Origin of the sequence: Microbacterium sp. LWH12-1.2 (assembly GCF_040675825.1) — a bacterium.
In the GTDB taxonomy this organism is placed as follows: Bacteria; Actinomycetota; Actinomycetes; order Actinomycetales; family Microbacteriaceae; genus Microbacterium.
This window is the reverse complement of sequence record NZ_JBEGIJ010000001.1, coordinates 3,560,723-3,586,004: the sequence shown is the minus strand read 5'-3', so window position 1 is coordinate 3,586,004 and position 25,282 is coordinate 3,560,723. Positions and strand designations below refer to the sequence as shown.

23 protein-coding genes and 2 tRNA genes are annotated in these 25,282 nt (G+C 65.7%); 6 read left to right on the top strand and 19 right to left on the bottom strand.

Annotation, left to right across the window (positions count from 1 at the left end; all coding sequences use genetic code 11):
* Window positions 1-40: 40 nt before the first annotated feature.
* Entirely contained in the window at window positions 41-628 is a 588-nt protein-coding gene (locus MRBLWH12_RS17055) for a TetR/AcrR family transcriptional regulator (RefSeq protein WP_363550897.1), read from the bottom strand.
* A 98-nt stretch (window positions 629-726) separates the two neighbouring features.
* Between MRBLWH12_RS17055 and MRBLWH12_RS17050 the strand changes: the two genes are divergently transcribed.
* Window positions 727-1,641, top strand: a complete 915-nt coding sequence (locus tag MRBLWH12_RS17050) for an alpha/beta hydrolase (RefSeq protein ID WP_363550895.1) — start codon at window positions 727-729, stop codon at window positions 1,639-1,641.
* Between the two features lie 97 nt (window positions 1,642-1,738).
* On the opposite strand, the gene MRBLWH12_RS17045 is transcribed toward MRBLWH12_RS17050, so the two are convergent.
* The 6 genes from MRBLWH12_RS17045 to MRBLWH12_RS17020 are packed head-to-tail and all read right to left on the bottom strand — an operon-like array spanning window position 1,739 to window position 6,893.
* Window positions 1,739-2,962, bottom strand: a complete 1,224-nt coding sequence (locus MRBLWH12_RS17045; protein WP_363550893.1) for an aspartate transaminase — start codon at window positions 2,960-2,962, stop codon at window positions 1,739-1,741.
* The gene (locus MRBLWH12_RS17040) at window positions 2,959-3,645 is read right to left on the bottom strand and encodes a 4-carboxy-4-hydroxy-2-oxoadipate aldolase/oxaloacetate decarboxylase (protein ID WP_363550892.1); all 687 of its coding nucleotides are present in this window, start codon (window positions 3,643-3,645) and stop codon (window positions 2,959-2,961) included. The genes MRBLWH12_RS17045 and MRBLWH12_RS17040 overlap by 4 nt, the downstream gene beginning before the upstream one ends.
* 11 nt (window positions 3,646-3,656) lie before the next feature.
* Window positions 3,657-4,415: an SDR family oxidoreductase gene (locus MRBLWH12_RS17035; RefSeq protein ID WP_363550891.1), complete on the bottom strand. Its 759-nt coding sequence runs from the start codon at window positions 4,413-4,415 to the stop codon at window positions 3,657-3,659.
* On the bottom strand, window positions 4,412-5,410 hold the full coding sequence (locus MRBLWH12_RS17030; RefSeq protein ID WP_363550890.1) for a biotin-dependent carboxyltransferase family protein: 999 nt from the start codon (window positions 5,408-5,410) through the stop codon (window positions 4,412-4,414). Before MRBLWH12_RS17030 ends, MRBLWH12_RS17035 begins: the two co-directional genes overlap by 4 nt.
* Window positions 5,407-6,126: a 5-oxoprolinase subunit B family protein gene (locus tag MRBLWH12_RS17025; protein ID WP_363550888.1), complete on the bottom strand. Its 720-nt coding sequence runs from the start codon at window positions 6,124-6,126 to the stop codon at window positions 5,407-5,409. The genes MRBLWH12_RS17030 and MRBLWH12_RS17025 overlap by 4 nt, the downstream gene beginning before the upstream one ends.
* Window positions 6,123-6,893 (bottom strand): LamB/YcsF family protein, encoded by a 771-nt coding sequence (locus MRBLWH12_RS17020; protein ID WP_363550887.1) that lies wholly within the window; start codon window positions 6,891-6,893, stop codon window positions 6,123-6,125. The genes MRBLWH12_RS17025 and MRBLWH12_RS17020 overlap by 4 nt, the downstream gene beginning before the upstream one ends.
* Window positions 6,894-7,256: 363 nt before the next feature.
* Between MRBLWH12_RS17020 and MRBLWH12_RS17015 the strand changes: the two genes are divergently transcribed.
* The gene (locus tag MRBLWH12_RS17015) at window positions 7,257-8,270 is read left to right on the top strand and encodes a LacI family DNA-binding transcriptional regulator (RefSeq protein WP_363550886.1); all 1,014 of its coding nucleotides are present in this window, start codon (window positions 7,257-7,259) and stop codon (window positions 8,268-8,270) included.
* Window positions 8,271-8,312: 42 nt separating this feature from the next.
* Here the strand turns inward: MRBLWH12_RS17015 and MRBLWH12_RS17010 are convergent, their stop codons facing one another.
* The 7 genes from MRBLWH12_RS17010 to MRBLWH12_RS16980 form a co-directional block, all read right to left on the bottom strand.
* A complete protein-coding gene (locus MRBLWH12_RS17010) occupies window positions 8,313-9,674 on the bottom strand; it encodes an MFS transporter (protein ID WP_363550885.1) in 1,362 nt (453 codons plus the stop codon).
* 466 nt (window positions 9,675-10,140) lie between these two features.
* The gene (locus tag MRBLWH12_RS17005; RefSeq protein ID WP_363550884.1) at window positions 10,141-11,154 is read right to left on the bottom strand and encodes a LacI family DNA-binding transcriptional regulator; all 1,014 of its coding nucleotides are present in this window, start codon (window positions 11,152-11,154) and stop codon (window positions 10,141-10,143) included.
* Window positions 11,154-12,152 carry a family 43 glycosylhydrolase gene (locus MRBLWH12_RS17000; RefSeq protein ID WP_363550883.1) on the bottom strand — a complete coding sequence of 333 codons (999 nt, stop codon included), beginning with the start codon at window positions 12,150-12,152 and terminating at the stop codon, window positions 11,154-11,156. Before MRBLWH12_RS17000 ends, MRBLWH12_RS17005 begins: the two co-directional genes overlap by 1 nt.
* On the bottom strand, window positions 12,149-13,069 hold the full coding sequence (locus MRBLWH12_RS16995) for a carbohydrate ABC transporter permease (RefSeq protein ID WP_414685047.1): 921 nt from the start codon (window positions 13,067-13,069) through the stop codon (window positions 12,149-12,151). Before MRBLWH12_RS16995 ends, MRBLWH12_RS17000 begins: the two co-directional genes overlap by 4 nt.
* Complete coding sequence (locus MRBLWH12_RS16990) at window positions 13,053-13,934, bottom strand: carbohydrate ABC transporter permease (RefSeq protein ID WP_363551399.1); 882 nt, start codon at window positions 13,932-13,934, stop codon at window positions 13,053-13,055. The genes MRBLWH12_RS16995 and MRBLWH12_RS16990 overlap by 17 nt, the downstream gene beginning before the upstream one ends.
* A gap of 59 nt (window positions 13,935-13,993) precedes the next feature.
* On the bottom strand, window positions 13,994-16,087 hold the full coding sequence (locus MRBLWH12_RS16985; RefSeq protein WP_363550881.1) for a beta-galactosidase: 2,094 nt from the start codon (window positions 16,085-16,087) through the stop codon (window positions 13,994-13,996).
* An 11-nt stretch (window positions 16,088-16,098) separates the two neighbouring features.
* Window positions 16,099-17,409, bottom strand: coding sequence for an ABC transporter substrate-binding protein (locus tag MRBLWH12_RS16980; RefSeq protein WP_363550880.1), 1,311 nt, complete (start codon window positions 17,407-17,409; stop codon window positions 16,099-16,101).
* Between the two features lie 211 nt (window positions 17,410-17,620).
* Between MRBLWH12_RS16980 and MRBLWH12_RS16975 the strand changes: the two genes are divergently transcribed.
* The 4 genes from MRBLWH12_RS16975 (at window position 17,621) to MRBLWH12_RS16960 (ending at window position 20,728) form a co-directional block, all read left to right on the top strand.
* Window positions 17,621-17,863 (top strand): aldo/keto reductase, encoded by a 243-nt coding sequence (locus MRBLWH12_RS16975; RefSeq protein ID WP_363550879.1) that lies wholly within the window; start codon window positions 17,621-17,623, stop codon window positions 17,861-17,863.
* Window positions 17,864-17,973: 110 nt separating this feature from the next.
* Window positions 17,974-19,083, top strand: coding sequence for a Gfo/Idh/MocA family protein (locus MRBLWH12_RS16970; protein WP_363550878.1), 1,110 nt, complete (start codon window positions 17,974-17,976; stop codon window positions 19,081-19,083).
* The gene (locus tag MRBLWH12_RS16965) at window positions 19,080-20,006 is read left to right on the top strand and encodes a PmoA family protein (protein WP_363550877.1); all 927 of its coding nucleotides are present in this window, start codon (window positions 19,080-19,082) and stop codon (window positions 20,004-20,006) included. The genes MRBLWH12_RS16970 and MRBLWH12_RS16965 overlap by 4 nt, the downstream gene beginning before the upstream one ends.
* Complete coding sequence (locus tag MRBLWH12_RS16960; RefSeq protein ID WP_363550876.1) at window positions 20,003-20,728, top strand: cupin domain-containing protein; 726 nt, start codon at window positions 20,003-20,005, stop codon at window positions 20,726-20,728. The genes MRBLWH12_RS16965 and MRBLWH12_RS16960 overlap by 4 nt, the downstream gene beginning before the upstream one ends.
* A 1,001-nt stretch (window positions 20,729-21,729) precedes the next feature.
* On the opposite strand, the gene MRBLWH12_RS16955 is transcribed toward MRBLWH12_RS16960, so the two are convergent.
* The 5 genes from MRBLWH12_RS16955 to MRBLWH12_RS16935 all read right to left on the bottom strand — a co-directional run bounded on the left by MRBLWH12_RS16955 (window position 21,730) and on the right by MRBLWH12_RS16935 (window position 25,215).
* Window positions 21,730-22,749 carry a TerC family protein gene (locus MRBLWH12_RS16955; protein ID WP_363550875.1) on the bottom strand — a complete coding sequence of 340 codons (1,020 nt, stop codon included), beginning with the start codon at window positions 22,747-22,749 and terminating at the stop codon, window positions 21,730-21,732.
* A 283-nt stretch (window positions 22,750-23,032) separates the two neighbouring features.
* Complete coding sequence (locus tag MRBLWH12_RS16950) at window positions 23,033-23,380, bottom strand: substrate-binding domain-containing protein (protein WP_363550874.1); 348 nt, start codon at window positions 23,378-23,380, stop codon at window positions 23,033-23,035.
* Between the two features lie 274 nt (window positions 23,381-23,654).
* Window positions 23,655-23,746 (bottom strand) — tRNA-Ser (locus MRBLWH12_RS16945).
* A gap of 89 nt (window positions 23,747-23,835) precedes the next feature.
* Window positions 23,836-25,071 (bottom strand): LCP family protein, encoded by a 1,236-nt coding sequence (locus tag MRBLWH12_RS16940; RefSeq protein ID WP_363550873.1) that lies wholly within the window; start codon window positions 25,069-25,071, stop codon window positions 23,836-23,838.
* Between the two features lie 59 nt (window positions 25,072-25,130).
* Window positions 25,131-25,215 (bottom strand) — tRNA-Ser (locus MRBLWH12_RS16935).
* Window positions 25,216-25,282 lie beyond the last annotated feature (67 nt).

The following is a 25,282-nucleotide window of genomic DNA, read 5'->3' as shown; positions in this document are numbered from 1 at the left end:
AACCGACTGGCCATCCGGTTGCGCAGTCGCGGCGGGCCGGTCACCGATCTGGAGAATCCGGCCCGGGTGGCAGCAGCAGTGCGACGACCTGGTCCGCCGATGGACCCGGCATCGACTCCGGCGACAGGAGACGCATGATCAGGGTCCCTGTGACGGCAGTCGCCAACGCGTCGAGGGATCCGCCGGATGTTCGCAGTTCTGCGTGTGACGCAGTCGCAAGCCGCCGCACAAGCGCGGACAGGACTCCGAGTTGAGCGTTGAGCGCCTCTGCAACGGAAGGATTCTCGGCAGCGGCGCCGACGAGTGCACGGAAGACGTCCCGGTTGGTGCGATCGTCGATGAGATCCATCGCCTCGCCGAGCCAGCGGGTGAGATCAGCACGGACGTCGCCGGTGTCCGGTGGCTCATATGCCGGTGAAGGCAGCAGGTTCTCGACCAGGCAGTCGGCGATCAAGGCTCCCTTCGAGCCCCACCATCGGTAGATCGTATGCTTGCCGACGCCTGCCCTTGCGGCTATGCCCTCGATCGAAAGGGAGTCGTATCCCTTGTCGGTGAGCTCGTCGACAGTGGCGGTCAAGATCGCGACGCGCGCCTGCTCGCTTCGTTTCCTGCCTCGTTTTCCATCCACACATCGACCTTAGCGAGCTTCGATGCCGTCTAGATTTAATTCGACACGGACCGTGCCATAATTGATGCAGCAAGCACCCCTCAATCAGGAAGAGCACGATGGACATCTCGGACATCAATCCCCGACTGCGTGCAGCAACGAAGAAGGCTCCGCGCATCAACTTCGAAAACGCTTTGACCCGCTGGATCATTGCCAAGGCCGCGGGGCTCGCACCCGGCAAGCGAATGGAGGGTGTCGAGCGGCGAATCGTCGTTCACGAGGGTGTCAGACTGCGCGTCTACATTCCCGCACATGCATCCGGTGCGGCATTGCTCTGGGTTCACGGAGGCGGTCTGGTGGTCGGAAGCGCGGCCCTCGACGACATCATGTGCAGCGAGACAGCTGCACAGACCGGGGCCGTCGTCGTCTCCGTCGGTTACCGCCTGGCCCCCGCGCATCGCTTCCCCGCGGCGATCGACGATTGCTACACCGGGTGGCGATGGCTCCAGCAGAACCTGAGCGCTCTTGGCATCGATCCGAATCGAGTCGCGATCGGCGGCCAGAGCGCCGGCGGAGGACTCGCTGCCAATCTCGTGCACCGCGCACATGACGCGGGAGATCCGATCGCCGCGCAATGGCTGTTCTGCCCCATGCTCGACGACCGCACGGCCGCTGACCGTTCGCTCGACGCAGTCGACCACTTCGTCTGGAACAACCGCTCCAACCTGGTCGGCTGGTCGTCGTACCTCGGGAGCGCGATGGGCGGCGACGAGTTGCCCCCCTATGCGGCAGCGTCGCGCCGCGGCGATCTGTCCGGCCTGCCTACGACGTGGATCTACACCTCCGACATCGAGCTCTTCCGCGACGAGGATCTCGAGTATGCGCGACGACTGACCGATGCCGGAGTCGATGTCACCCTCGAGATCGTCAACGGTGCACCACACGGTTTCGAAGCATGGGCGCCCAAAGAGGCGATGGCCAGAGACCTATTGGACGGCGCGCGCACGTGGCTTGCCACTCAGTTGTCGCACTGACAACCGTGCACCAGATCGATCCGCGGCTTCAACACGGCAAGCAACTCGCACAGTTCCGAAACCGAGGCGCCGCCACGACGACCCACATCCCGTGGGCTCATCGAAGCTCCCCGACGGCCGCGGCGATCGCGGCGATCGCCAGGGTGATCGTCGTCAGGTCCGTCGCGAACGAGATCCGGAAGAACGGGGACTGGCCGTACGCCGACCCCTGGATCACTGCCACTCCGGACTCCTCGAGCAAGTGGAGCGTGACATCCTGATCGGTCTCCAAGATGCGGCCATCCGCGGTGGTCCTGCCGATCAGTCCTGAGCAGTCGACGTAGAGGTAGAAGGCGCCGTCGGGCACGAGCGGGGTCAGTCCGTCGATGGCGCTGAGACCCGCAACTGCGACATCCCGTCGCTCCGCGTACGCGGGGACGGATACCGCGATGAAGTCCTGCGGCCCCTCGAGCGCGGCCACCGCCGCAGCCTGGCTGATCGAAGATGGACAGGACGACGTCTGCGACTGCAGCGTGTTGATGGCGCCGACCAGCGTCGGATCCCCCGCCGCATAGCCGAGTCGCCAGCCCGTCATCGCGTACGACTTCGAGACGCCAGAGACGACCAGCACACGATGCCGGAGATCGGGGGCGACGGCCACGAGGCTCGGTGCCGGCGAGCCGGTGAAGGATATCTCGCTGTAGATCTCGTCGGAGAGCACAGAGACCGACGGATGCCGACGCAGCACCTCCGCCAGAGCCGCGAGCTCGTCCTGGGTGTAGATCGCCCCGCTGGGGTTGCCGGGGCTGTTCAGAATTAGCCACGTCGTGCGCTCGCTGATCGCGGACTCGAGATCCTCCGGGCGGAGCTTGTACCCGGCCACATTCTTGGTCGGGACGATGATCGGAGTACCGCCGTTCGCCCGTACCATGTCCGGGTACGAGACCCAGTACGGCGCGGGGATGAGCACCTCGTCGCCGGCATCCACCGACGCCATCAGCGCCAGGAAGATGACCTGTTTGCCACCGCCGCCGACGGCGATCTCGGCGTCCGAGTATTCGATGTCATGCGTCCGCAGCAGCGATCCCCTGATCGCCTGGCGAAGGCGCGGCGTGCCGTTCACCGGTGTGTACTTCGTCTCGCCGGCCTGGATCGCGGCGATCGCCGCCTGCTTGATGTGCTCCGGGGTGTCGAAGTCCGGCTCTCCGACAGTGAGGTCGAGGATGCGCCGCCCTTCGGCCTTCAGCTCGCGCACGCGCGCCGCCGCAGCAGTGCTGGGCGACGGCTTGATGCGGCCGAGCCGGCTCGCGGCACGGAAGGAGGACTCGAGCACGTCGGTCATGACGCGTCCTCGATGTCGGAGGTGAGCCCCTTCGACTTGAGCACCTCGGTGAGGTTGCACAGCTCGATCGTGGTGCCGCCGGCCCGGTACTTCTCGATCAGCTCGGCCTCGTGGGCGTCCCGTGCGGCCGACAGCTCCGCCGCCGCGCGTACCTCTTCGCGGCGGACGACGACGACGCCGTCGGCGTCGCCTTTGACGATGTCGCCGGGGCGGATGTACTCACCGCCGAAGACCACGGGCTGGTTCAGCGCCCCCAGGGTCTCCTTCACGGTGCCCTTGATCGACACACTTCCGGAGAACACCGGGAGTCCGAGCTCGCGCAGCTCCTGCGTGTCGCGGACGCCGGAATCTGTGACGAGGGCGGCGATGCCCTTCGTCTTGCAGGCGTTGCCGAGCACGTCGCCGAACAGGCCGGCCTCCGTGAACCCGCCGGCCGCGACGATGAGGACGTCGCCCGGCTGGGCGTAGTGGATGGCGACCTGCAGCATGAGGTTGTCGCGCGGGGCGCATACGACGGTGAAGGCCGAGCCGATGAACGAGGTGTCGCGATCGATGGGCTTGATGTTCGACGAGAGCGCACCCCGTCGGCCCTGCGCCTCGTGGATGGTGGCGGCGCTGAACGCGCCGAGCCGGGCGATGTGCTCCACGGCGGCTCGCTCGATCTTCGTGGTGACGTGAATCATGGTGAGTGTCCTTACTCTGCGTCCTGACGGCGGTCGAAGGTGAGACCGCCGGGCACCTGGAACGTGGGCATGAGCTCGATGAGCCCGACGTTGACATGCGTCGGCGCGTCCACGGCGAACTCGATCGCCGAGACGATGTCGGCGACGGTGAGCGACTCGAAGCCCTCGTAGTACGTGGTCCAGGCCTCAGCATCCGTCTCGGGGGTACCGCCGAGGTTTCGGGAGAAGATCTCGGTCTCGATCCGGCCGGGGCTGAGCTCCGTGACCCGGACTCGCTTGCCGAGCGCGTCGTTGCGCAGCTGTCGGGAGAGCTGATGGATCGCGGCCTTCGTCGCGTGATAAGCGGTGTGGCCGAAGAAGTTGTAGTGCCCGGCGATCGAGGAGATGTTGAGGACGTGCCCGCGGTCGCGCTCCACCATGCCCGGGTAGACGAGCCGCAGGATCTGCATCACTGCCGTGAGGTTCACCTCGATGAGGTCGTCGAGGTCCTCAGCCGACGAGTTCAGGATGTTGCCGGGACGGCTGACACCCGCGCTGTTGAGGACGATGTCCGCCTCGATGCCTTCGAGCTCGCGGGTGAGCGCTGCCGTGTCGCGCACGTCGAGCGCGTGGGCGATGACGCCCTTCTCCGCGAGGGCCGCAAGTCGCGATTCGTCGCGGGCGACGGCGTGCACGGTGAGCCCCTTCGCAAGGAAGAGGTCGACCGCGCCGCGGCCGATGCCGCTGGTCGCGCCGGTGACGACGGCGACGCGGTAGTCGGAGAAAGTCATGAGAGGGTCCTTCCGGTGGTTGCGCTTGAGAGAGCGTCCAGTGCCGTGAACACGGACTGGACGCGAAGACGGAGAGTTTCCAGGGCGACCCGGTCAGCGCGTGCGCGCCCGGCTGCCGCCGAGGACGAGACCCGCTGGAAGCGAATCCTCTGACCAGGGCGCACCTGGGCGAGGACGTCCAGGGATCCGGAGGTCGCGACGGCGAGCACGGGGTAGCCGGCAGTGACGCCCCGACCGCGGTGCAGGACGAGGAGTTCGTCGCCCGGGGGCACCTCGACGGCACCCACGGGCACGCCTCGGGAGAGCATCTCTCCCTGCGCACGGCGCTCCGGAAGCGGACCGGTCATCCGCAGTCCGATGTGGTTGCTGTTCGGGGTCACGAGGTAGGGCTGTTCGAAGAGCCGGCCCGCGGTGTCTGCGAAGTCCGCGAGGTCGGGGCCGTCCGTCACGTCGACGACGAATCCGGACGACGATCGCGGCACGTCCAGGGAGTACAGCTCGGCGGTGAAGTGGTCGTTGAAGATCGGGTCCGTCGAGCACCGCACCGGGATCGATGCGCCGCCGACGATGCGACCGCCGAAACCGAGGACGGAGTCCGGAGCGCAGCTGCCGAGGAGCATGGGCACGTCGAACGCCCCCCGGACGGCGAGATACACACGCAGTCCTCCCTGAATGTGCCGCAGTGCGACGGTCTCGCGGGCGCGCACGGACACCGGCTGGTTCGAGGGGCGACCGACGCCATCCACGCTCAGGTGAGCGTCCGCGCCGGCGACAGCGAGGAGGATATCGACGTCGGGCACGAACTCGACGTCGAGGGCCGTGATCTCCAGCAGAGGTGCCTCGTCTGGGTTGCCGACGAGGATGTTCGCGATGCGCGCGGACCGCTGGTCGAGCGCTCCGTTCACCGGGACCCCATACCGCGGCCCTCGGCGGCGTCCGAGATCCGTGACCTGGGTGGCACCGGCCTCGATGAAAGTGAGCATTCCGGCGGTCATCGTGCCACCATCCGGGTTCCGCGCAGCGACTCGTACTCGTCGCGGTCGATCGGCCGGAAGCGGATGAGGTCCCCCGGCTCGTACGGTACGAACGGCTCAGCGTCGAGGTCGAGCACCGTGAGGGGCGTCCTGCCGATCAGCGGCCAGCCTCCGGGCGCGGCGGCTGGCGTGATCGTCGCCTGGCGTCCGGCGACCGAAACCACACCCTGCGGGACGTGCGCGCGCGGACTCGCCAGGCGCGGCACGGGATGCGGGAACGGCGGACCGTCGAGCATCGGGGATCCACCGGGAGCGCCGAGGCAGCGCACGACATAGGTCGGCTCGCCGTGGAGGTGGACGATCTCCTCGACGCTCAGCCCCTGTACGTCGGCGACGCGCCGCAGGTCTAGCCCTCCGTCAAGGTCATAGAGCACGGGTACGTCGAACGTGCGAGGCGACTCGGTGAGAGGCCTGTCGACGTCGAGCCCCTCGACCACGTGCGCGAGGTAATCGCGGAGTGCATCGAGGGACACATCAGTGGGATCGATCTCGATCAGCGCCGCGTCATAGGTCGGGATGACGCAGACCACTCCGGGGACATGCGCCGCGTCCACGAACCGGGCGAGATGATGGACGAGCCGCCAGCCGGCTTCCCGGTCGGGGAGCATGCTCGCCACGCGCAGCGCAGAGTTCCCGCTGGGCGAGATGACGACGTGCGCGTCCAGCACGGCACTCACTCCAGCCAATCAGCGAGAGGAGCGATCACGACGCCGGCCGCTTCGAGACCATCGCGGATCTGCCGAGCGAGCGCCACCGCCCCGACGGTGTCGCCGTGCACGAGCACGGTATCGCAATCAACGGGGATCAGCACGCCGTTACGGCTCTCGATCACGCCGTCGACGACCATCCTCACGGTGCGGCACCGGATCTCCTCGCCGTCATGGATCACGGCGCCCGGCTCGCTGCGGCGCACCAGGGTGCCGTCGTCTTCGTAGGTCCTGTCGGCGATGCCCACGATGCCGACCCGGAGACCGGCGGCGCGCGCGGCATCGGCGAGCTTCCCGTCCTGCGCGAGGACGATGAGCTCGGGGTCGAGGCGCCTCGCGGCCGATGCGACGGCATCCGCGTAGTCCTCCCGGACGGCGACGAGGTTGCCCAGCCGGCCGTGCGGGGCGATGTGGGTGACCTTCGCCCCGTGGTAGGCGGCGATCGCGTGCAACGCGCCGAACTGGTACAGCACGTCGGTGCGGACCTCGTCGGCGGTCAGCCCCATGTCACGCCGTCCGAAGCCCTGCAGGTCGGGGAAGGAGGGGTGGGCACCGATGCCGACACCGCGCTGCACGCAGGCGAGGACGGTCTCGTCCATGATCTGCGGGTCGCCGGCATGGAAGCCGCAGGCGACGTTCGCCGAGGTGAGGATGTCCAGCAGTGCGGCATCGTCGCCCATCCGCCACGGGCCGAAGCCCTCGCCGAGATCGGCGACCAGATCGATCTTCCTGGTCATCGTGAAGCTTCTCTCCTCATCGCGATTCCACTGTCATGAACAACGCTAGAACGGCGGCATCCATCGATGCAGAATCGTGCCCAATTCATGCCAGATGCTTCGCCACTTCGTTGTTTTTTCAAGGAACCTCACCCTGTTGTCTGGCACATTCTGTGCCAAACACATCAGCATGCCGGGATCGCACTCTCCTGCATCGACCGGAGTGCCTCACCGACTCGATGATGTCGTCGTCCTCACGGCAGCATTCGATCCGGCCCGCGGTCGACGCCGGGCCCGGCGTCATGACCTCTTCCCGGGGATCTTCGGTAGCATCACGTTGCGGCAAGAACCTTGCCGCAACCGTTGCCGCAGGAGGAAGCTCTCATGGTCGTTCCCGCTCGCCGTGTGCAGCGCCGCGTCACGCTCACGGAGATCGCCGAAGCGTGCGGAGTGGCCCCTTCCACGGTGTCCCGCGCGTTCTCCAACCCAAATCGCGTGAGCCCCATCATGTACGAGCGCATCACCAGCAAAGCGCAGGAGATGGGCTACACATCGGCTCTCCTGCCCGCGGTCGACAACAGGATGGCCCGAGGGACGATCGCGCTTGTCCTCCCCAATCTCACCAACCCGTTCAACCTCGACGTGACCCGCGGCGCCCAAGCGCAGATCCGCGCGGCGAGTTACCTGCATCTCCTCGTGAGCACGGAGGAGTCCCTGCCGATGGAGGAGCAGTGGTTGCGGGAGATGGCACGGACGGTTGACGGCATCGTCGTCTCGTCGCCCCGGATCGACGACGAGACTCTGCGCTCCGTGGCCCAGATCGCCCCGACCGTGATGATCAACCGCGAGGCCCCCGGCCTGTCCGGCGTCGTGATCGACACTCCCGCCGGCCTCGGCCAGGCAGTGCACTACCTGAACTCGCTCGGGCACACGCACATCGCGTATGTCCGAGGTCCCCACGGATCCTGGACGGATCGGACCCGCTTCGATGTGATCACCACCGCCGCGAGCGAAAGGGACGTGGAAATCGTCGCCGTCGGCCGATATCAGCCGACACTCGCGAACGGTGCGGCGGCCGCTGACGCGGTGGTCCTCACGCGCGCGACAGCCTGCATCTTCTTCAACGACGTCCTCGCCATCGGCGCGCTGGATCGCTTCCATCAACTGGGCGTGTCCATTCCCGATGACCTCAGCGTCGTGGGCTGTGACGACATCTTCGGCGCGTCCTTCTCCCACCCGCCGCTCACCACGGTCACCTCTCCGGGTGAGAGCGCGGGCCGCGCCGCCGTCGATATGCTCATCGGCCGGTTCTCGATGCGAGATCGATCCGACCGCATCGACCACATCTCCGCGCACCTGACGGTGCGCTCGTCGACCGGACCGCGAAAGATGGGCTGACCCCGGGCCGCGACAGCGGCCCGGGGTCAGTCGACGGGAGTCCTATGCCGTCTTCGGAAGCACGATCGCGGCAGTGACTGCTTCCTTCTCGCGCTCGCTCTGCTGCAGGTCGTCGATCTCGTCGAGCGTGTAGTCACGGGTCTCCTTCGCGGTCAGCGCCGAGATCGTCGCGACGAGCATCAGGCCGATGGCGAGCGCAGCCGGGCCGACCCAGCCCTTGAGGTCCGCTCCAGCCAGCGCGGTCGAGGCCACGGGGCCGATCGCCCCAGCGATGGCGAAACCGATCTGCGTGCCCGCCGCGAGGCCAGAGACACGCACGCGGCTCGGGAACATCTCGGCGAAGAAAGCCGGCCATGCAGCGTTGGCCGTCGAGTAGAACAGGCCATTGCAGAGGATGCCCAGCACGAAGATCAGCGGCCAATTGCCCTGCGTGATCGCCCACAGGTATGGAGCGGTCGTGAGGCCCGCGCCGACCGCTCCGATGATGAACACAGTCCGGCGGCCGATCCTGTCCGCCAGTATTCCGGCGAGAGGCGTGTAGAAGATGGCCAGGAAGCTCGCGCACACCGGGACCCACAGCATCGTCGGCTTGTCCAGCTCGTATCCGACGGTCGCGAACGACACGGAGAATGCGGCGAACAAGTAGCTGACGCCGGCGATCATCGCACACGCGGCGATGCGGATGATGCTCCCCCAGTGGAACCGAGTGGCCTGCTTCAAGGGCGACAGCTGCACCTTGATGGCCTGCGTCTCGAGGAAGGCAGGCGGCTCCTCCAGCTTGCGGCGGATGACATAGGCGACGATCACCACGACGGCCGACAGCCAGAACGGGATGCGCCATGCCCAGCCCAGAAGGTCTTCCTGCGGGAGCGCGGCGAAGGGGATGAAGACGGCGGTCGCGAGCAGGCCGCCGGACGCGGAGCCGCTCGTCACGAAACTGGTCGTGAACCCTCTGCGGTTGTCCCGGGCGTGCTCGAGACTCATCGTGATCGCGCTCGCTTGCTCGCCCGATACCGAAAGGCCCTGGATGATGCGGATGACGATGAGCAGGATCGGGGCGAGAATGCCGATGTCCTCGTACGTGGGCAGGCAGCCGATCAAGAAGGTACAGGCGCCGATCCCGAACAGCGTGATCATCATCACGAACTTTCGGCCGAAGCGGTCGCCGAGCGGGCCGAGGATGAGCGCGCCGAGGGGTCGGACCACGAAGCCGATCGCAAACGTCGCCATGCTGAGCAGGACCTTGAGTCCTTCCGGCAACTCCGGTGGGAAGAAGATGACGTTGAAGACCAGCGCCGCCGCCGTGCCGTACACGGCGAAGTCGTAGTACTCCAGCGTGGTGCCGACCCAGGATGCGACCGCAGCCTTCACGGGCGTCTTGTGGTGAGTGGCGGTACTCGTCATTTCGCCTCCATTGGCGCGGTCTCGGGGAGGCTTGCCGATCGGGAGTTCCCCGGGCCTCGGTGCCGGTCGCGCTGATCTGGTTGTTCTGGGGAGACCGGTGCGGCTCACCTGATCGAACTTTAGGAACCGGTCTCTCAGCGCACCAAGAGTTGTGCCAGATTCGTGCCGTATAACCCCTGTTCTTCCCTGCGAAATCAGGAAGTAGATGAGTGTTCTCCGAGCCGCTGTGCCACGTTCTTGCCATCTTGCCGAATGCCCTCAGGCTCTCTTCTTGTGGACATCGCAATAGACCTCGGGCGCCGAACGGCCTGCGCGCGTGGGCGACTCGATCATCGCGGCGAGGAACGACGCTGCGCCGCCGAGCCGAGCCGAGCGGGGCTCGAGGGCAGTACTGGAAGCCCTCGGACCAGGTCGAGCACGGTCGGCAACAGCCCTGATTCCTCGGCTCGAAGAGTGGCTCTCGAGGTCACGGCCTCGCCGGTGCGCCGGTCGATTCCCGCCAGATGATGCGGTTGACCAAAGGCTCGGCCGCGGGGGCCTCTTCGCCGCGAACGGCCGCGATGAGTCGGCGCATCGCGTTGCGACCGAGCCCCTCGAGGTCGACATCCACGGTGGTCAGGGAAGGCAGCGCGAACTGCCCCAGCACGTGGTTATCCCAGCCCGTGATGCTCACGTCCGCGGGAACACGCCATCCGCGCTCGAAAGCGCCCCTGACCGCTCCGGCGGCGACGACGTCGTTCGCCGCGATGATCGCGGTGGGCCGATCCTTCTCATCGAGAGAGTGCATCGCCCGGATACCGGATTCGCCGCTCCAATCCCCGTCGTACACGCCGACCAAGTCGAGCCCGAGACGTCGCACCGTGTGCACGAAGGTCTCGGCGCGCGCTCGAGCGGAAGCGAAGTGCCGGGCCCCCCCGATGTGGAAGAAGCGGCGGTGACCCTGCTCGGCGAGGTGCGTCACCAGCTCGACGACGGGTGAAGCGTCGGCGAGCATGCCGACACCGCGCATGTCGTCGTCGAAGTCCTCGCTGATGACCACTGGCGCGTTCAGACCGGCGAGCTCCCCGGGACGAACCGAGACGGGCGCCAGCGAGAGCACACCCTCGACCTGACCGGAATCAGCCAGATCCAGCACACGCTGCTTGCGGGCATCAGCGCCGTTGACGCTCACGACCTCGATCGAGAAGCCGGCCTCCGCCGCGGCTGCGCTCGCACCTGCGACCATGCGCGCAGGGTCGTACGTCATCCGCGGCATCACCACAGCCAATCGCCCGGTGCGACGGGTGCGCATCGACCGTGCCACGAGGTTCGGCCGGTAGTTGAGCTGCTGCACCGCACGCTCGATGCTGTCTCGTGTGGCGGGCTTCAACCCGCCCTCGGCACGGAGGTAGCGGGAGACGGTCTGATGCGACACTCCTGCGAGCCGGGCGACCTCCATGATCGTCGGACGCTTGGCGTTCTGCGGCCGGATGTCAGTCATCAGTCGGTCCCCTTCGCGCGCGGATGCGAGCGCGCCGTGCCAGACAACCCTATCGTCGGCGGCGACGCCCGCCGGGTGTCATCGAAGATGACTCCCTCGCCGCCGAGCGTCGGGATCACCACCTGCATCAACCCCGTGTCCTCGTCGAAATGGAGGCGATCGATGACAGTCTCCCGATGCATGCCGTCCCCGCCCGGCCGCGCGAAGCGGTGATAGACAATGAACCAGTCATCGGTGCCCTCGACGTTGAGGATCGAACTGTGTCCCGTGCCGAAGATCCCGAGTTCCGGCCGCTGTTGCAGGATGACTCCTCGGTACGTCCACGGGCCACGGATGTCGTGGGCGGTGGCGTATCCGACGCGATACTCCTTCCATCGGGTGTCCCCGATGGAGTAGGTGAGGTGGTACAGTCCGCGGCGGTGGTTGAGGAACGCACCCTCGCTGAACAGCGCCAATCCCTCGGGCTTGGTGAGCGTCTGCGGGAGGATGCGCAGCGAGTTCTCGCTGAGCTCGGCGAGGATCGCGGAAGTGTTGCCCCAGAGCAGGTACCGGCGACCGGTCACCGGATCCGCGAATGTCGCCGGATCGATGGCATGGCCGACACGCACCTCCTCCGTGTTGGTCACGATCGGTTCGCGTTCGGCGAGGAACGGGCCGAGTGGGTCGTCGGCCACCGCGACGCCGATGGCGTGGTCGCCGAGCGCGGGGGCGAACCCGCAGAAGTAGAAGAAGTACTTCTCACCTCGCCGCATGATCGTGGGCGCCCAAGCCTTCCCCGAGGCCCACGGGACGTCTCCGTCCGGAGCGAGAATGAGGATCGGATCGGCGGTGCGAGACCACTCGCGGAGGTCATCCGACCACCACGCGTAGTACTCTGTCGCCCCCCATTCCGGAACGCCGTCGGTGGTCGCGTAGATGTAGAAGCGCCCATCGAACTCTGCGATGTTCGGGTCTGCCCAGAGCCCGGGAAGCGCTGGCCTCTCGTCGAGCGGGCTCACTTGAGTCCGCTCGTGGCGATTCCCCTGATGAGGAATCGCTGCCCGAAGAGGAACACCAGGAATACGGGGACCAGGGTGATGACCGACATCGCGAAGAGGGAGCCCCAGGATGCGCCGCTTGTCGCGTCGACATAGTTGCGCAGCGCGACCGGAGCGGTGAGCATCTCGGGACGCGTGAGGTAGACGAGCTGGGAGAAGAAGTCGTTCCAGGTCCAGATGAAGGTGAAGATCGCTGTGGTGGCGAGCGCCGGGACGGACAGCGGCAGCAGGATCCGGAAGTAGATGCGCCAGTACCCCGCGCCGTCGATCTTCGCCGCCTCGTCGATCTCGCGCGGAAGTCCACGGAAGAACTGCACCATGAGGAAGATGAAGAACGCGTCCGTCGCCAGGAACTTCGGCACGATCAGGGGGAGGAACGTGTTCACCCACTCGAGGTTGGCGAAGATCACGTACTGCGGAATCAGGACGACCTGAGCCGGCAGCATCAGTGTGAGAAGCATCACACCGAACGCGAGCTTTCGTCCCCGGAACTCGAGACGAGCGAACGCATAGGCCGCCATCGAGCAGGTGAGCAGGTTTCCGATGAGGCTTCCCAGGACGATGATCGCCGAGTTCAGCAGGTAGAGGCTGAACGGGTGCGAGAGCGCATTCCATCCGTCGGCATAGTGCGAGAAGTCGAACTCGGCTGGGAGCAGCGAGGGGTCACGGAAGATGAGGGCGTCCGGCTTGAATGAGCTGGACAGCATCCACAGCAGCGGATAGATCATCACCAGGCCGACGAGGATGAGTGACACATGTTTGATGACCGCCCGGATGTGATCGGGCCTCCGGCTTCGGCGAGCGACACGCGCCTCGCGGTCTCTCCCGCGTTTCGGCGGGGTCACGATCTCTTCGAGCAGATCAACGGTCACCGTAATGCACCCATCGCTTGGAGAAGTAGAAGTTGATCGCCGTGAAGATCGCGATGATCACCAGGAGCAGCCACGCCATCGCCGATGCGTAGCCCATGTTGAGCCGCCCTCCGAATGCCTGGTCGTACAGGTAGAGCGAGTAGAAGAGCGTCGAATCCGACGGGCCGCCCGTGCCGCCGCTGACCACGAAGGCCTGCGTGAAGGTCTGGAAGGAGTTGATGATGCCGAGCACGAGGTTGAAGAAGATGATCGGTGTGAGCAGCGGCACCGTGATGTGCCGGAACTGCTTCCACCCGGTCGCGCCATCGATCGCCGCGGCCTCGTAGTACTCCTCGGGGATCTGCCGGAGGCCGGCGAGGAAGATCACCATGGAGGCTCCGAAGGTCCACACGTGCAGCACGATGATGGTCATCAGTGCGGTGTCGGGGTTCGACACCCAGCCTGGCCCTTCGATGCCGAACAATGACAGGAACTGGTTCACCAGCCCGTCCTTGCCGAACACCTGGCGCCACAGCACACCGACGGCCACTGACCCGCCGAGGAGCGACGGCAGGTAATACACCGAACGATAGAACGGAAGTCCGCGGACGCCCTTGTTGAGGAACAGCGCGAGTGCCAGGGCAACTACCAGCAGAAGCGGCACCCCGATCAGGACGTACGTGAACGTCACGCCGAGTGCCGTGTGCAGGCGGGTGTCGGTCAGCATCTGGATGTAGTTGTCCAGGCCGAGCCATTCGGGGGCTCTGAGCAGGTTGTAATCGGTGAATGAGAAGTAGAGCGACGCTGCCATCGGACCGACCGTGATGGCCAGTATCCCGACGACCCACGGGGCGAGGAAGCTCCAGGCCGCGCGCTCTTCGGCCCGCTTCATCCGGGATCGTGGTGGAGGGGTCTTCGTGCCGCGGTCGGGTTTCGTGCGCGCAGAGATAGTCATGCGGATCCCTCCTTCGAGATCGGCGGGCAGGTGAGCACCGCGGCGGCCCGTGCGTCGAGGGTGATGGTCGACGCCGGTTCGACGGTGCGGCCGGTGAGCAGATCGAGTCCACCGATCTCGATCAGGACCGTCTGCGGCTCCGCCGTGTGATTGAGGAAGAAGAGGAACGATGAGTCGCTGCTTCGGCGCTCGACGACCTCCACGCCCCTGGGCGCAGGATGCGGTGCCCGAGCGCCCGCTGTGGCCACGAACTCACCGATCACCCGGTCGAGCAACGCCGGGGCGAGATCGGTTCCGAGGTACACGACCCGGCCCTGACCCGACCGATGATCCAGGACCGCAGGACTGCCGGCGAGGTCACCGTCCGAGAATTCCAGCAGCACGTCGGCTGCCTCGACCACGATCTCGTCCTGCCACCGATGCGCATATTCCGTGGAGGCATCGAGTCCTGCACCTCCCGGCACCCGGAGGGCGGCACGTTCGGAATCGGGGCGAGCAGCGAAATCGATCACTCGAGCGCCGATCAGTTCACGCAGTCCTGGAGCGTACCCGGGAAGATTGACGCGATCGTACTCGTCGACGATGCCGGAGAAGCTCCCGATCAGCACGTGACCGCCGCCGACGACGAATGCGTCGAGGTGCGCTCGCCGATCCTCCGAGAGGAGATATTGGTTCGGCACGATGATCGCTCGGTAATCCGAGAGGTCGTCCGCCCAGCCGATCACGTCGACGCCGATGTTCCGCGACCAGAGTGCCGCGTGCCACGTGCGTACGAGCGCTCTGTAATCGACATCGTTGCGCGGGTGTGCTGCGCCTTCCACCGCCCACCAGTTCTCCCAGTCCCAGACGATCGCGACCTCGGCGTCGACGGTGGAGCCGGCGACATCGTGCAGCAGTTCCAGTTCCGCCCCGAGCGCCTCGATCTCCCGCCAAGTCCGGGATTCCGTGCCGCCGTGCGGAACCATCGCCGAGTGGAACTTCTCGTGCCCGAAGCGCGATGCGCGCCACTGGAAGAACATGACCGCGTCCGCGGCATGCGCGACGGCCTGCAGCGATCCGATCCGCATCTGCCCCGGGCGCTTCGCCACGTTCACCCTCCACTGCGCGACACCGCTCGGAGCCTGCTCCATCAGCATCCATGGCTGGCCCGCGCCGAGCGACCGCATCAGGTCGAACTGCAGGGCGGCCGAGACATGAGAGGAGGGCTCTCCAGGGTCCGGATAGGAGTCGAACGCGACGACGTCCCACGCGTCCGTCCACGTCCGATAGTCGCCCAGCGGGTAGTTCTGCAGGAGGTTCGTCGTGGTCGGGATCTGCGGAGTGACCGCCTGGAGCAGGGCGCGCTCTTCGCGCACCAGATCGCTCTGCACATCCGAGACGAATCGTGAGAAGTCGAGCTCCCGAGCTGGATTCACGCTGCCGCGTACAGGTTGGGGCAGGTGCACCTCCGCCCATGCGCTGTACCGCTGGCTCCAGAACACGGTTCCCCATGCGTCGTTGAGAGCGTCGAGTGAGCCGTATCGCGTCTGCAACCAGCGCACGAAGGCGGCGTCGCACAGGTCGCAGAAGCAGTGGGCGTGGTATTCGTTGCCGATGTGCCACATCGCGAGGGCCGGATGTGCCGCGTAGCGCTCCGCCAGGGCCCGGGCGATGCGCCGGCTCTTCTGGAGGTACACCTCGGATGACGGGCAGAAATGACCGCGACTTCCGATGGCCATGCGGGTGCCCGAACGGTCGACCAGCAGGGTCTCGGGATGGCTCTCCGCCAGCCATGGCGGAGGAGCTGCATTGGGTGTAGCCAGATTGACCGCGATCTTCGCCCCCGCGAGGAGATCCAGCACCTCGTCGAGCCACGCGAAGTCGTACTCTCCGTCACGGACCTCCAGAGCGGCCCAGGAGAACACCCCGACGCTGACCAGGCGCACTCGCGCTTGTCGCATCAGTTCGACGTCTTCGCGCCAGATCTCAGGCGACCACTGCTCAGGGTTGTAGTCGCCGCCGTAGATGATGCCGGGGAGGCGCCGGCGGAACATCGCGAGGGGCGTGATGTCCGCCGACGTCTCCGACGGCCGGATGGATCCGGATTCCATCACGAACCGTTTCACATCTCCGCGCGGAGTTCGGCGATGAACTGCTCCGCGGCCTCTTCCGGGGTCAACCGGTCGAAGAGCACATCTTGGTTGATCCGGGCGAAGGTCGGAGAGGCGATCGCGCCCGCGTCGACGTTCGCTCGCGGGAACGGTGTGGGTTCCTGCTCCTCGATGAGCTGCATGTATGCCGCGACCCGTTGCTCCGCTTCGGAGAGATCGGGGGTTATCGCCTCGAGCACGTCGCCGTTGGCGGGCACACCGCGGTCGAACTTGAACAGCTCGCCGACCGCTTCGGAGTTGGCGAGGAAGTCCACCAGCATCGCCGCTTCCTCCGGGTGCTCCGAGCCAGCGGACACACCGTAGAAGAGACCCGGCTTCGAGAATATGCCTGTGGACTCTGCACCTGCTTCGCCCGGGAAGAACAGCAGTCCCACCTCGTGACCGACGGTCTCCTCCAGCAGCGCCTGCTGCCCACTCAGACCGACCTGCATCGCACCGACTCCGGTGCCGATCGCCGACTGCTCCATGCTTCCTCCGGCGGATTGACGCTCGATCGCCGCTTCGACGGAGGGAACCCCGCCGCTGTCGCGGAGCTCGAGGAGCCACTCCCAGTAGGCCGCCGCCGTATCGACAGTGAACCCGACGTCGGTCGCGTCGTCGCTCCAGAAGTTCTCGCCGTGCTGTCGGAGCCACACGGTGAACGCCTGCTCGTCAAGCGGAATCGCGCTGCCTTCGATGCCGGGCGACGCCGCCGAGATCTCGGCGGACAACTCGATCCAGTCATCCCAGGTCCATGTCTCGCCGTCAGGGAACTCCACGCCAGCCGCCTCGAAGACGGTCGGGTCCGCCGAGACGCCGAACGCGGTGAGACCGGCGGGAACTCCGTAGATACCGCCATCCGACTCCACGAACGCCAGCGCCTGCTCGGTGAAACCGTCTAGGGGAAGCTGCTCCGACACCTCGGTCAGGTCCAGCAACTGCCCGTTGTCGATGTACGAGTACATGAAGGGATCGACGATCTGCAGCACATCGGGCAGGTCTCCCGATGCCGCGCCGGTGGAGAGCTTGTTCCAGTAATCGGCGTAGTTCGAGAACTCCGCCTGCACAGTGATGTTGGGATGCTCTTCCTCGAAGAGCGCGATGGCTTCCTGCGTCAGCGCATGACGCGCGTCTGCCCCCCACCAGTTGAAGCGGATCGTGACTTCCTCCGCTTCGCCCGTGGGCTCGCCTCCGCCCGCGCTGCAGCCCGTGACGACGATGGCGGCGACCGCTCCGAGAGCGAGGAATGGAATGCCGCTGCGGCGGCGATGACGATCAAGCATGATGCTCCTTTGCTCTTGCTGAGGTCTTGTGCGCCGTCGGTGGTGCACAAGATGCCGGAATGGGCGCTCAACCGACGAGTGAACGTTCACCATCTTTGGTTCTGCATAATATAGTGAACGTTCACCTTGATGTCAAACACCGTGATCCACCTAGGATCTGAGCCCGGAATACACACGACTCGGTCGGAGCCCGACGAGCTCCAGGAGGCGTTTGCCCGCCTCGCCGACCGGGGGCAAGGTTGTCTACGCCGCTCTTCGAACTGCCGCCCTCGGGATCGCCTGGCTTCTCCACCAGACGTCCGTCACCGCTCCCGTGGTCGGCCCGAGCCGCCCGGAGCATCTCTCCGACGCCCTGTCCGCACTCGACGTTCGACTCGATCACGAATCGCTGGCGACTCTCGATCGCATCTGGCCCGGGCCGAGCGGGCCGGCTCCTGAGTCGCACAGCTGGTAACCCGACCTCGTCGATCCCTGGTTGACATCGACAGCGAGGTGCCAGTACGGTCGGCAGATAAAGTGAACGATCACTCGATCGATTCATCGTGAGCGCAGGAGCTGAACCGTATGACCATCCCGAGAAAACTCCGTGTCGCCATCATCGGCACTGGCACCATCGCTCAAGCGCACGCCGAGGCCTTCGCCGACGTCGGCGACCGCGTCGAGCTGATCGCTGTGGCGGATGTCGATGCGGGTAGGGCTGCGCTCTTCGCCGCCGACCACGGAGTCGGCACCGCCTACTCCGACGCCACCGACCTGTTCACCTCGGAGCGTCTCGACATCGTGAGCGTCTGCACGCCGCCGCAGACGCACACCACCCTCGCGATCGCCGCCGTCGAGGCCGGAGTCATCCCCCTTGTGGAGAAGCCGACCGCGCTCAGCCTGCGCGAGATGGACAAGCTCGAGGACGCTCGCCGCTCGACCGGGCTGCCCATCCTCACCGTCTTCCAGCATCGTTTCGGTCCGGCTGCTCTGCGACTGCGAGATCTGGCACGTGGCGGCGTGCTGGGTCGCCCACTCGTGGCGTCCTGCGAAACGCTGTGGTACCGCCCCGACGAGTACTTCGCCGTGCCGTGGCGCGGGCGGTGGGACGTCGAGGGCGGCGGCCCGACCATGGGCCACGGCATCCACCAGTTCGATCTGCTCCTGGCCGTGCTCGGCGAGTGGGCGGATGTCAGCGCGATGGCTGCGCGGCAGCTGCGCCCGACCGACACCGAAGACGTCTCTGTCGCGGTCGTGCGTTTCGCCGACGGTGCGCTAGCCACCGTAATCAATTCCGTGGTCTCACCGCGCGAGACATCGCGTCTGCGGTTCGACTTTGAGTACGCCACCGTCGAAGTCGAGCATCTTTACGGCTACCGGCATGAGGACTGGACGTTCACGCCCGCGCCCGGCCACGAGCACCTGCTCGACCTGTGGAACGAGGGTGCGTCAGATCTGCTCAGCGGGCACACGCTGCAGATTACGGCGATCCTCGACGCATTGGACCGAGGACACACGCCGGAGGTCGATCTTCCGGATGCCCGTCGAACGATCGAGTTCGCTGCCGCGGTGTACGCCTCGTCCTTCCGCTCGTCTTCGATCTCTTTCGGCGAACTGATCGGAGACGATCCCTTCACAATGAGCATGGACGGTGGCGCCGTGCCCTGGGCCCCTCGGAAGGGAGTGTCGGTATGAGTGCTCTGCGGTGGCGATCGGTCGACGACGGACAGGTCAGTGTCGTACACGGTGATGTCGAGCTGCTGCGCTACACGTACGAGCCGACCACCGACCCGCTCGAGTCTCCGAAGCCGTACATCCATCCGTTGCGTACGCGATCCGGTCGGGTGGTCAGTCTGTTCCGCCCCCATGACCACGTCTGGCACAAAGGGATCGCCTGGTCACTTCCCGTTGTCGGCAACGAGAACTTTTGGGGCGGTCCGACGTATGTGCATGGACAGTTCTACGTCCAGCTGGAGAACAACGGCCAGCAGCGCCACCGATCGAGCACTGCGTCCGGCACTGACGGTGAGCCGACAGCTTTCTCGCACGACCTGGACTGGGTGACGCAGAACGGAGAGCGGCTGTTCACCGAGCGCCGGACGCTCTCCGCTTCGCTGGCGGGTACCGACGACTGGGTGCTCATCTTCGACACCACCATGCGCAACCTGAGCGGTCGCGATGTCACGATCGGCTCGCCGACGACGCGTGGGCGAGAGAATGCCGGCTACGGCGGGCTGTTCTGGCGTGGACCCCGCTCGTTCACCGGCGGCACCCTCGTCACGGCCCACGGCCTGGGCGGCGATGACCTTCGCGGATGGCGCGGCGAGTGGATGGCCTTCGCCGGTCGACACGACGAAGAGGATGGATCATCGCTCGTACTCATGCTCGACGACACGATGAACCCCCATCACCCACCGCAGTGGTTCGCGCGTTCCGAGGAGTTCGCGTGCCTCAATCCCGCACCGTTCTTCAGCGAAGAACTCACGGTCGCCGCCGATGAGGAAGTGCGGTTCCGCTACGGTGTCGGCTTCTCCGACGGGGAGGCCGCAAAGGCGCCCGCGCTCGCGGACGAGGTCAGGACCGCGTTGACGGCCGTCCCCCGATCGGCACGTCGATGACCACGACATTCCCCGGAGGCACGTCCGTCTCCTTCCTCGCCGTCTACGACGACAAGGCGCCGGACGGACTCCGCGGCGGCAGTCCGCATGTTCACCTCGCCTCCACAGAGTGTTACACGGTCACGGACGGACGAGGTCGACTGCAGACCATCGACCGACACGGATTCCGTGAGACGCTCCTCGAGCCCGGCTCCGTCGTGTGGTTTACCCCGGGCACTATCCATCGAGCCGTCAATGATCACGACCTGCGAGCAATCGTCATCATGAGCAACGCCGGCCTCCCCGAGGCGGGCGACGCCGTTCTCACTTTCCCCGAGGACATCGTCGCCTCTGAAACCGCCTATCGGTCAGCAGCCACGCTGCCAGAAGGAGACGACAGCACACGTCGCGCGGCCGCGGCCCGACGCCGCGACCTCGCCGTGGAGGGATTCCTCGCGCTCCGGAACGCCGTCGAGCGCCACGACCCCGGTCCGCTGGAGGCGTTCTACTCTGCGGCGGCGGCGCTCGTGCGCGATGAGGCGCAGGCGTGGGACGACGTCGTGCGCTCGAACGCGCTGGAGCAGTCGCACCGTGCGCTGGCACTGGTCGCCGCTGCCGCACAGGGCGACTCTGCCTTCCTCCACGAGGCAGAGTTGCGGCACGCACCGGCCACCGCGGATGCGGCACTCGGGATGTGCGGTCGACTCCGAAAGTTCGACACTGCGGCTACTCACCTCTTCTAGATCACTTCAGAGCACGCCCTTTTCGGAATCGCGGGGGATGCGTCGTTGAAGCGGCGCGCCTAGCCAATTGAAGCGCCAGCACGCAAGGGGACGTGAGACCAGATCGCGTGCGCTGCTTCAGGACGGGATGAAGATGGCGGGTCGCGAGCAGGCCTCTCGAGGCGGAGCCGCTCGTCGTGAAGCTCGTCGCGACGGGGAGCGACAGTGTGCCTCGAACCCGATGGGTCAGCGGCCCTCGACGAGTGAAGACTGGTCGGCGACGGCTGTCGGCGCCTCGGTTGCTCGCCTGGCCTCGCTGAGCCAATGATCTAGGCGCCTGCCCGCAGCGGACCTCGCCGGCGCCGCGCGCGAAAAGTGGGTCCGCGACGCCGGGACGATCCGACGGTGATTCTCTGACGGCGTTCATCGAGGCCGGAAAGTCGAACGGGCGGCGACCCTAGTCAAACGTCGACACACGCGTCAGCCCAGTTTTCACGGGAGCGGCAGCGTCGGTACGCGTCTTCCGAAACTCACCCTGAACAGCCGCGGAATTCCGCGGAAGAAGACGAGGAGCACCACCTTGAACAGGTGCAACCAGGTGGAGTCTTTGGCGGTACGCGCACGGTGCGCATGTATCCGCCGAGATCGGGGTAGATCCAGTCGCACCGCACGCAGAAATGCGTGTTGACCAGGTAAATATGGCGAAGATGAGGGGATTTGAGCCCCTGGGCCCCACAAGAGGTCCCCATGTTAGCGGGGCCATCTTGCACCCATCACAGGCGAAAACATGCACTTCTCGCACGCCTGCCGCACTCCACACACGCCATCATCCGTTGCGTCGGTTCGCGCTGAGTACGCGGCCGCGCGAATCGCGAACCCAGTCTCGTGACCTCCATGAGCCTCGGCCGAGGCAGGGGAGTCGCGAGGACTTCTCCTCGGACTGCCTACCCCCTCACCTGTCCAGGGCATTCGACAGAACTGAATTGCGGGATGGAATGGGGAGTCCGGGCGAGGGGACGTGTTTACGTGAGGTTCTTCTCGGTGTCGTTTGCTGTGAGTGTGGTTTCGAGGTGAGGTGGGCGGTCGCCGCGGGTCTTGATCAGGCTGGCTGTGGTGGCGACGACGATGGTCAGTGCGATGAAGAGGAGGGAGAACCAGATGGGGATCTCGGGGGCCCACTCGATGGCGTCGCCGTTGTTGATGAAGGGCAGTTCGTTCACATGCATGGCGTGCAGGACGAGCTTGACGCCGATGAAGGCGAGGATAACGGCCAGTCCCTGTGCGAGGTAGACGAGTCGCTCGAGCAGCCCGCCGATGAGGAAGTACAGCTGGCGCAGGCCCATGAGTGCGAACGCGTTGGCGGTGAACACGATGTAGGCCTGTTCGGTCAGCCCGTAGATCGCGGGTATCGAATCGACCGCGAAGATCAGATCGACGAACCCGATGGTGATGATCACCAGGAGCATGGGTGTCACGAAGCGCCGACCGTTCCTCACGACCGTCAGCCGGTCACGATCGTAGGTGTCGCTGACGGGAAGATGGCGGCGGACGAATCGCATGACCCTGCCGTCGGCGGGGTTGGAGTCGCTGTGCGCGAATGCCTGCCGGTAGGCGAGGAACAGCAGCAGTGCCCCGAAGAGGTAGAACACCCAGGAGAAGTTCTCGATCAGTGCGGCGCCGACGGCGATGAAGATGCCACGCAGGATCAGGGCGACGATGATGCCGATCATCAGCACCTTCTGCTGATAGATCTTCGGCACCGCGAATCCGGTCATAACGATGAGGAAGACGAAGAGGTTGTCGATCGACAGGGCCTTCTCGGTCAGATAGCCGGCGAAGTACTCGCCCCCATAGGTCCATCCCGACACCATGCCGATGCCGACGCCGAAAATCAGGGCGAGACCGATATAGAACGCGGACCAACGGGCCGATTCACCGATCGTCGGTTCGTGGGGTTTGCGGACGTGCGCGAAGAACTCGTAGACGAAGAAGGCGATCGTGACCGCAATCGTGACGCCCCATACGAGCGGGCTGATGTGCAAAAGAGGCTCCAAACCTGGCGCGAACGTCCACGTCCAAGGTCTTCTCCATCTCCTGATCGGAGACCGGTGGCCCGGAATGCGCCCTGCATCCGTAGTGACGAGCCGACCGTGTCGGAGTACTCCCCTTGAGGTTCAAGCCTAAGCGACCCGGTCCGAGCATCCCTGAGAACTCGCCGAATCCGAACCGCCTGCCATTTGCCACGGCTGTCGTCCCGCTCATACGGACGTAGGGCCTGGCCGCGCTTCATCGATATCGCCGTACCGACGTCGGTTTGCTCTGCGATCAGCTCACAGATGCGTCATCGAAGCCGTGCATCCTCTTGATCGTTGCGGCAGCGGCTGAGCAGAAGAATGACAGCACCGAGAGGGCTGCCGCGGGATCGGCCGTCGCCGTCGCCGTCGCCGTCGCCACGCCGCCGCCGCCGAAGACGGTTTCGATTGCGCAGCCCGGCGGCAGCACTCCAAGAATCCGGATACCGTCCTGCTCGATAGTCTCACTGAGCCGCTGGAAGCCGATGTCGACCTCGCCATCAGCGACGAGGCGTGCAACCGGTGTCCCCGGCCGTGCCTGGACGACCGCGCATCTCAGCGACCATGTTCCAGTTCTCGATCTAACGCAGCAGCGCAGCACCGCTCGGACCTGTCGAATAGCCGATGCTGCTGGCTGCGCCCTGGGATCCCGGTGCACCAGGTTGCGAAATGGCTAGGGCACAAGAACGCGGCGACTCTGTTGAGAATCTACGCTCACGTGCTGGGCGAAAGGCAGGAGATCGCCGCACTCCAGCATCTCGACGGTCTTCAGACGGTTCGCGCTGAGTACGCATCGCACGTTGAGGATCCGAATCTGAGAGCCGCGATGAGCGAGATCCAGCCGGACAAGAGCATGCTCTGATCAGGACTTTATATGGCGGAGACGAGGGGATTTGAACCCCTGGACCCCGTAAGAGGTCTCCACCTTAGCAGGGTGGTGCACTAGGCCGGACTATGCGACGTCTCCAGGCATCCGACCCGAAAGCACGGATGCACGTAGTAATCATAACTGCTCCCGCGGGCGGGCACGAACCGGCGCCCTTCCGCGGCTGGCCGCTACTCGCGGACGTTGCCGTTCGAGCAGGTCTGCTGTGCCGCGGAGTTGCCCTTGATGGAGTCCGGCAGCGCCACAACGGGCTGCGACGGATCCGGCGTCGTGGCGGGATCTGTCTCGCCAGGAGGCGGGTCCGTCACGACGACGCCGTCCCTGTCGGTGTTCACGTGGGTGATCTGCAACTGCGAATTGGCGTTGATCGCGTCCCACATGGCCGCCGCGGCCTCCTCGTCCGGGATGACCTTGTTGGGGTCGTCGTAGTCCGTGACGTTCGGGTACTGCAGGAAGACGATGTCCTGGAACGGCACATTCTTCACCGCGAGCGCGATCTGCACGATCTTCATCGGATCGGCGAGCGATTGACTCGGCTCGAGGTTCTTCACGCCGGTGGTCGCGAGCTTGAGCATCACCGGGATGTTGCCGAGCGTCTCGCCGCTGATCATCTTGCGCGCCAGGCTCGTCATGTACTGCTGCTGGTTGCCGATGCGACCGAGGTCGCTGCCGTCGCCGACGCCGTGGCGGGTGCGGAGGAACTGCAGCGCCTGGATCCCCTGGATCGTGTGGTTTCCGGCCGCCATGTCGAGGCCGGTGTGATCGTCCTGGATGGGGTTGGCGAGGCACACGTCGACGCCGCCGATCGCGTTGGTGATCTCGATCACGCCACCGAAGGTGACGGATGCCGCGAACTGGATCTCCTGGCCCGTGAGCGCGGAGATTGTCTTCACGACACAGTTGAGACCACCGTCGGTGTACGCCGTGTTCAGGGGCTGCTTGCTCATGCCGGAGCGGACGTCGCCGTCAGCATCCACGCACTCCGGGATCGGGATCATCAGGTCGCGCGGGAAGCTGACGGCCGTGATGCGGCGGGGTTCCTCGGAGACGTGGATCAGCAGGTTCACATCGTTGAGGGTGCCTTCCGAATCCGGCCCCGAGCAGCGCTCGCCGAAGTACTGCTTGTACGCCTCTTCACAGGTGTCGACGCCGGTCAGGAGCAGGTTGAAGCCGCCCTTGTACGCGCCGATGTCCGGCGGGAGCTCCTCCTGGCCCTCGAGCTCGACGGCGTTCGCCGTGACCGTGCTGGCGAGGTCGTAGAACACGTACGCCGCGACGCCGATGCCGCTGACGAGCACCACCGCCATCGCGATGCCGATGAGCTTGAGCAGCTGAGAGGCCGTGCTGGGCGTACGCAACTGACCATGCCGCGCGATGGTGCGACGGCGTCGGGTGTTCTCGCTCAATCGGGGACCTTTCGGCTCTGCATGCGGTGCGTTGGGGGCTTACACCGTGCTCAATTCTGCGGAGGGTAAGGGATTCGAACCCTTGAGACATCTCTGCCCACTGGTTTTCAAGACCAGCTCCATCGGCCGCTCGGACAACCCTCCCGATAGACGCATCTATCGACACGGCGTGAGTCTAGCCGAGTTCCATTCTCTCGCGCCGACCTGGGCG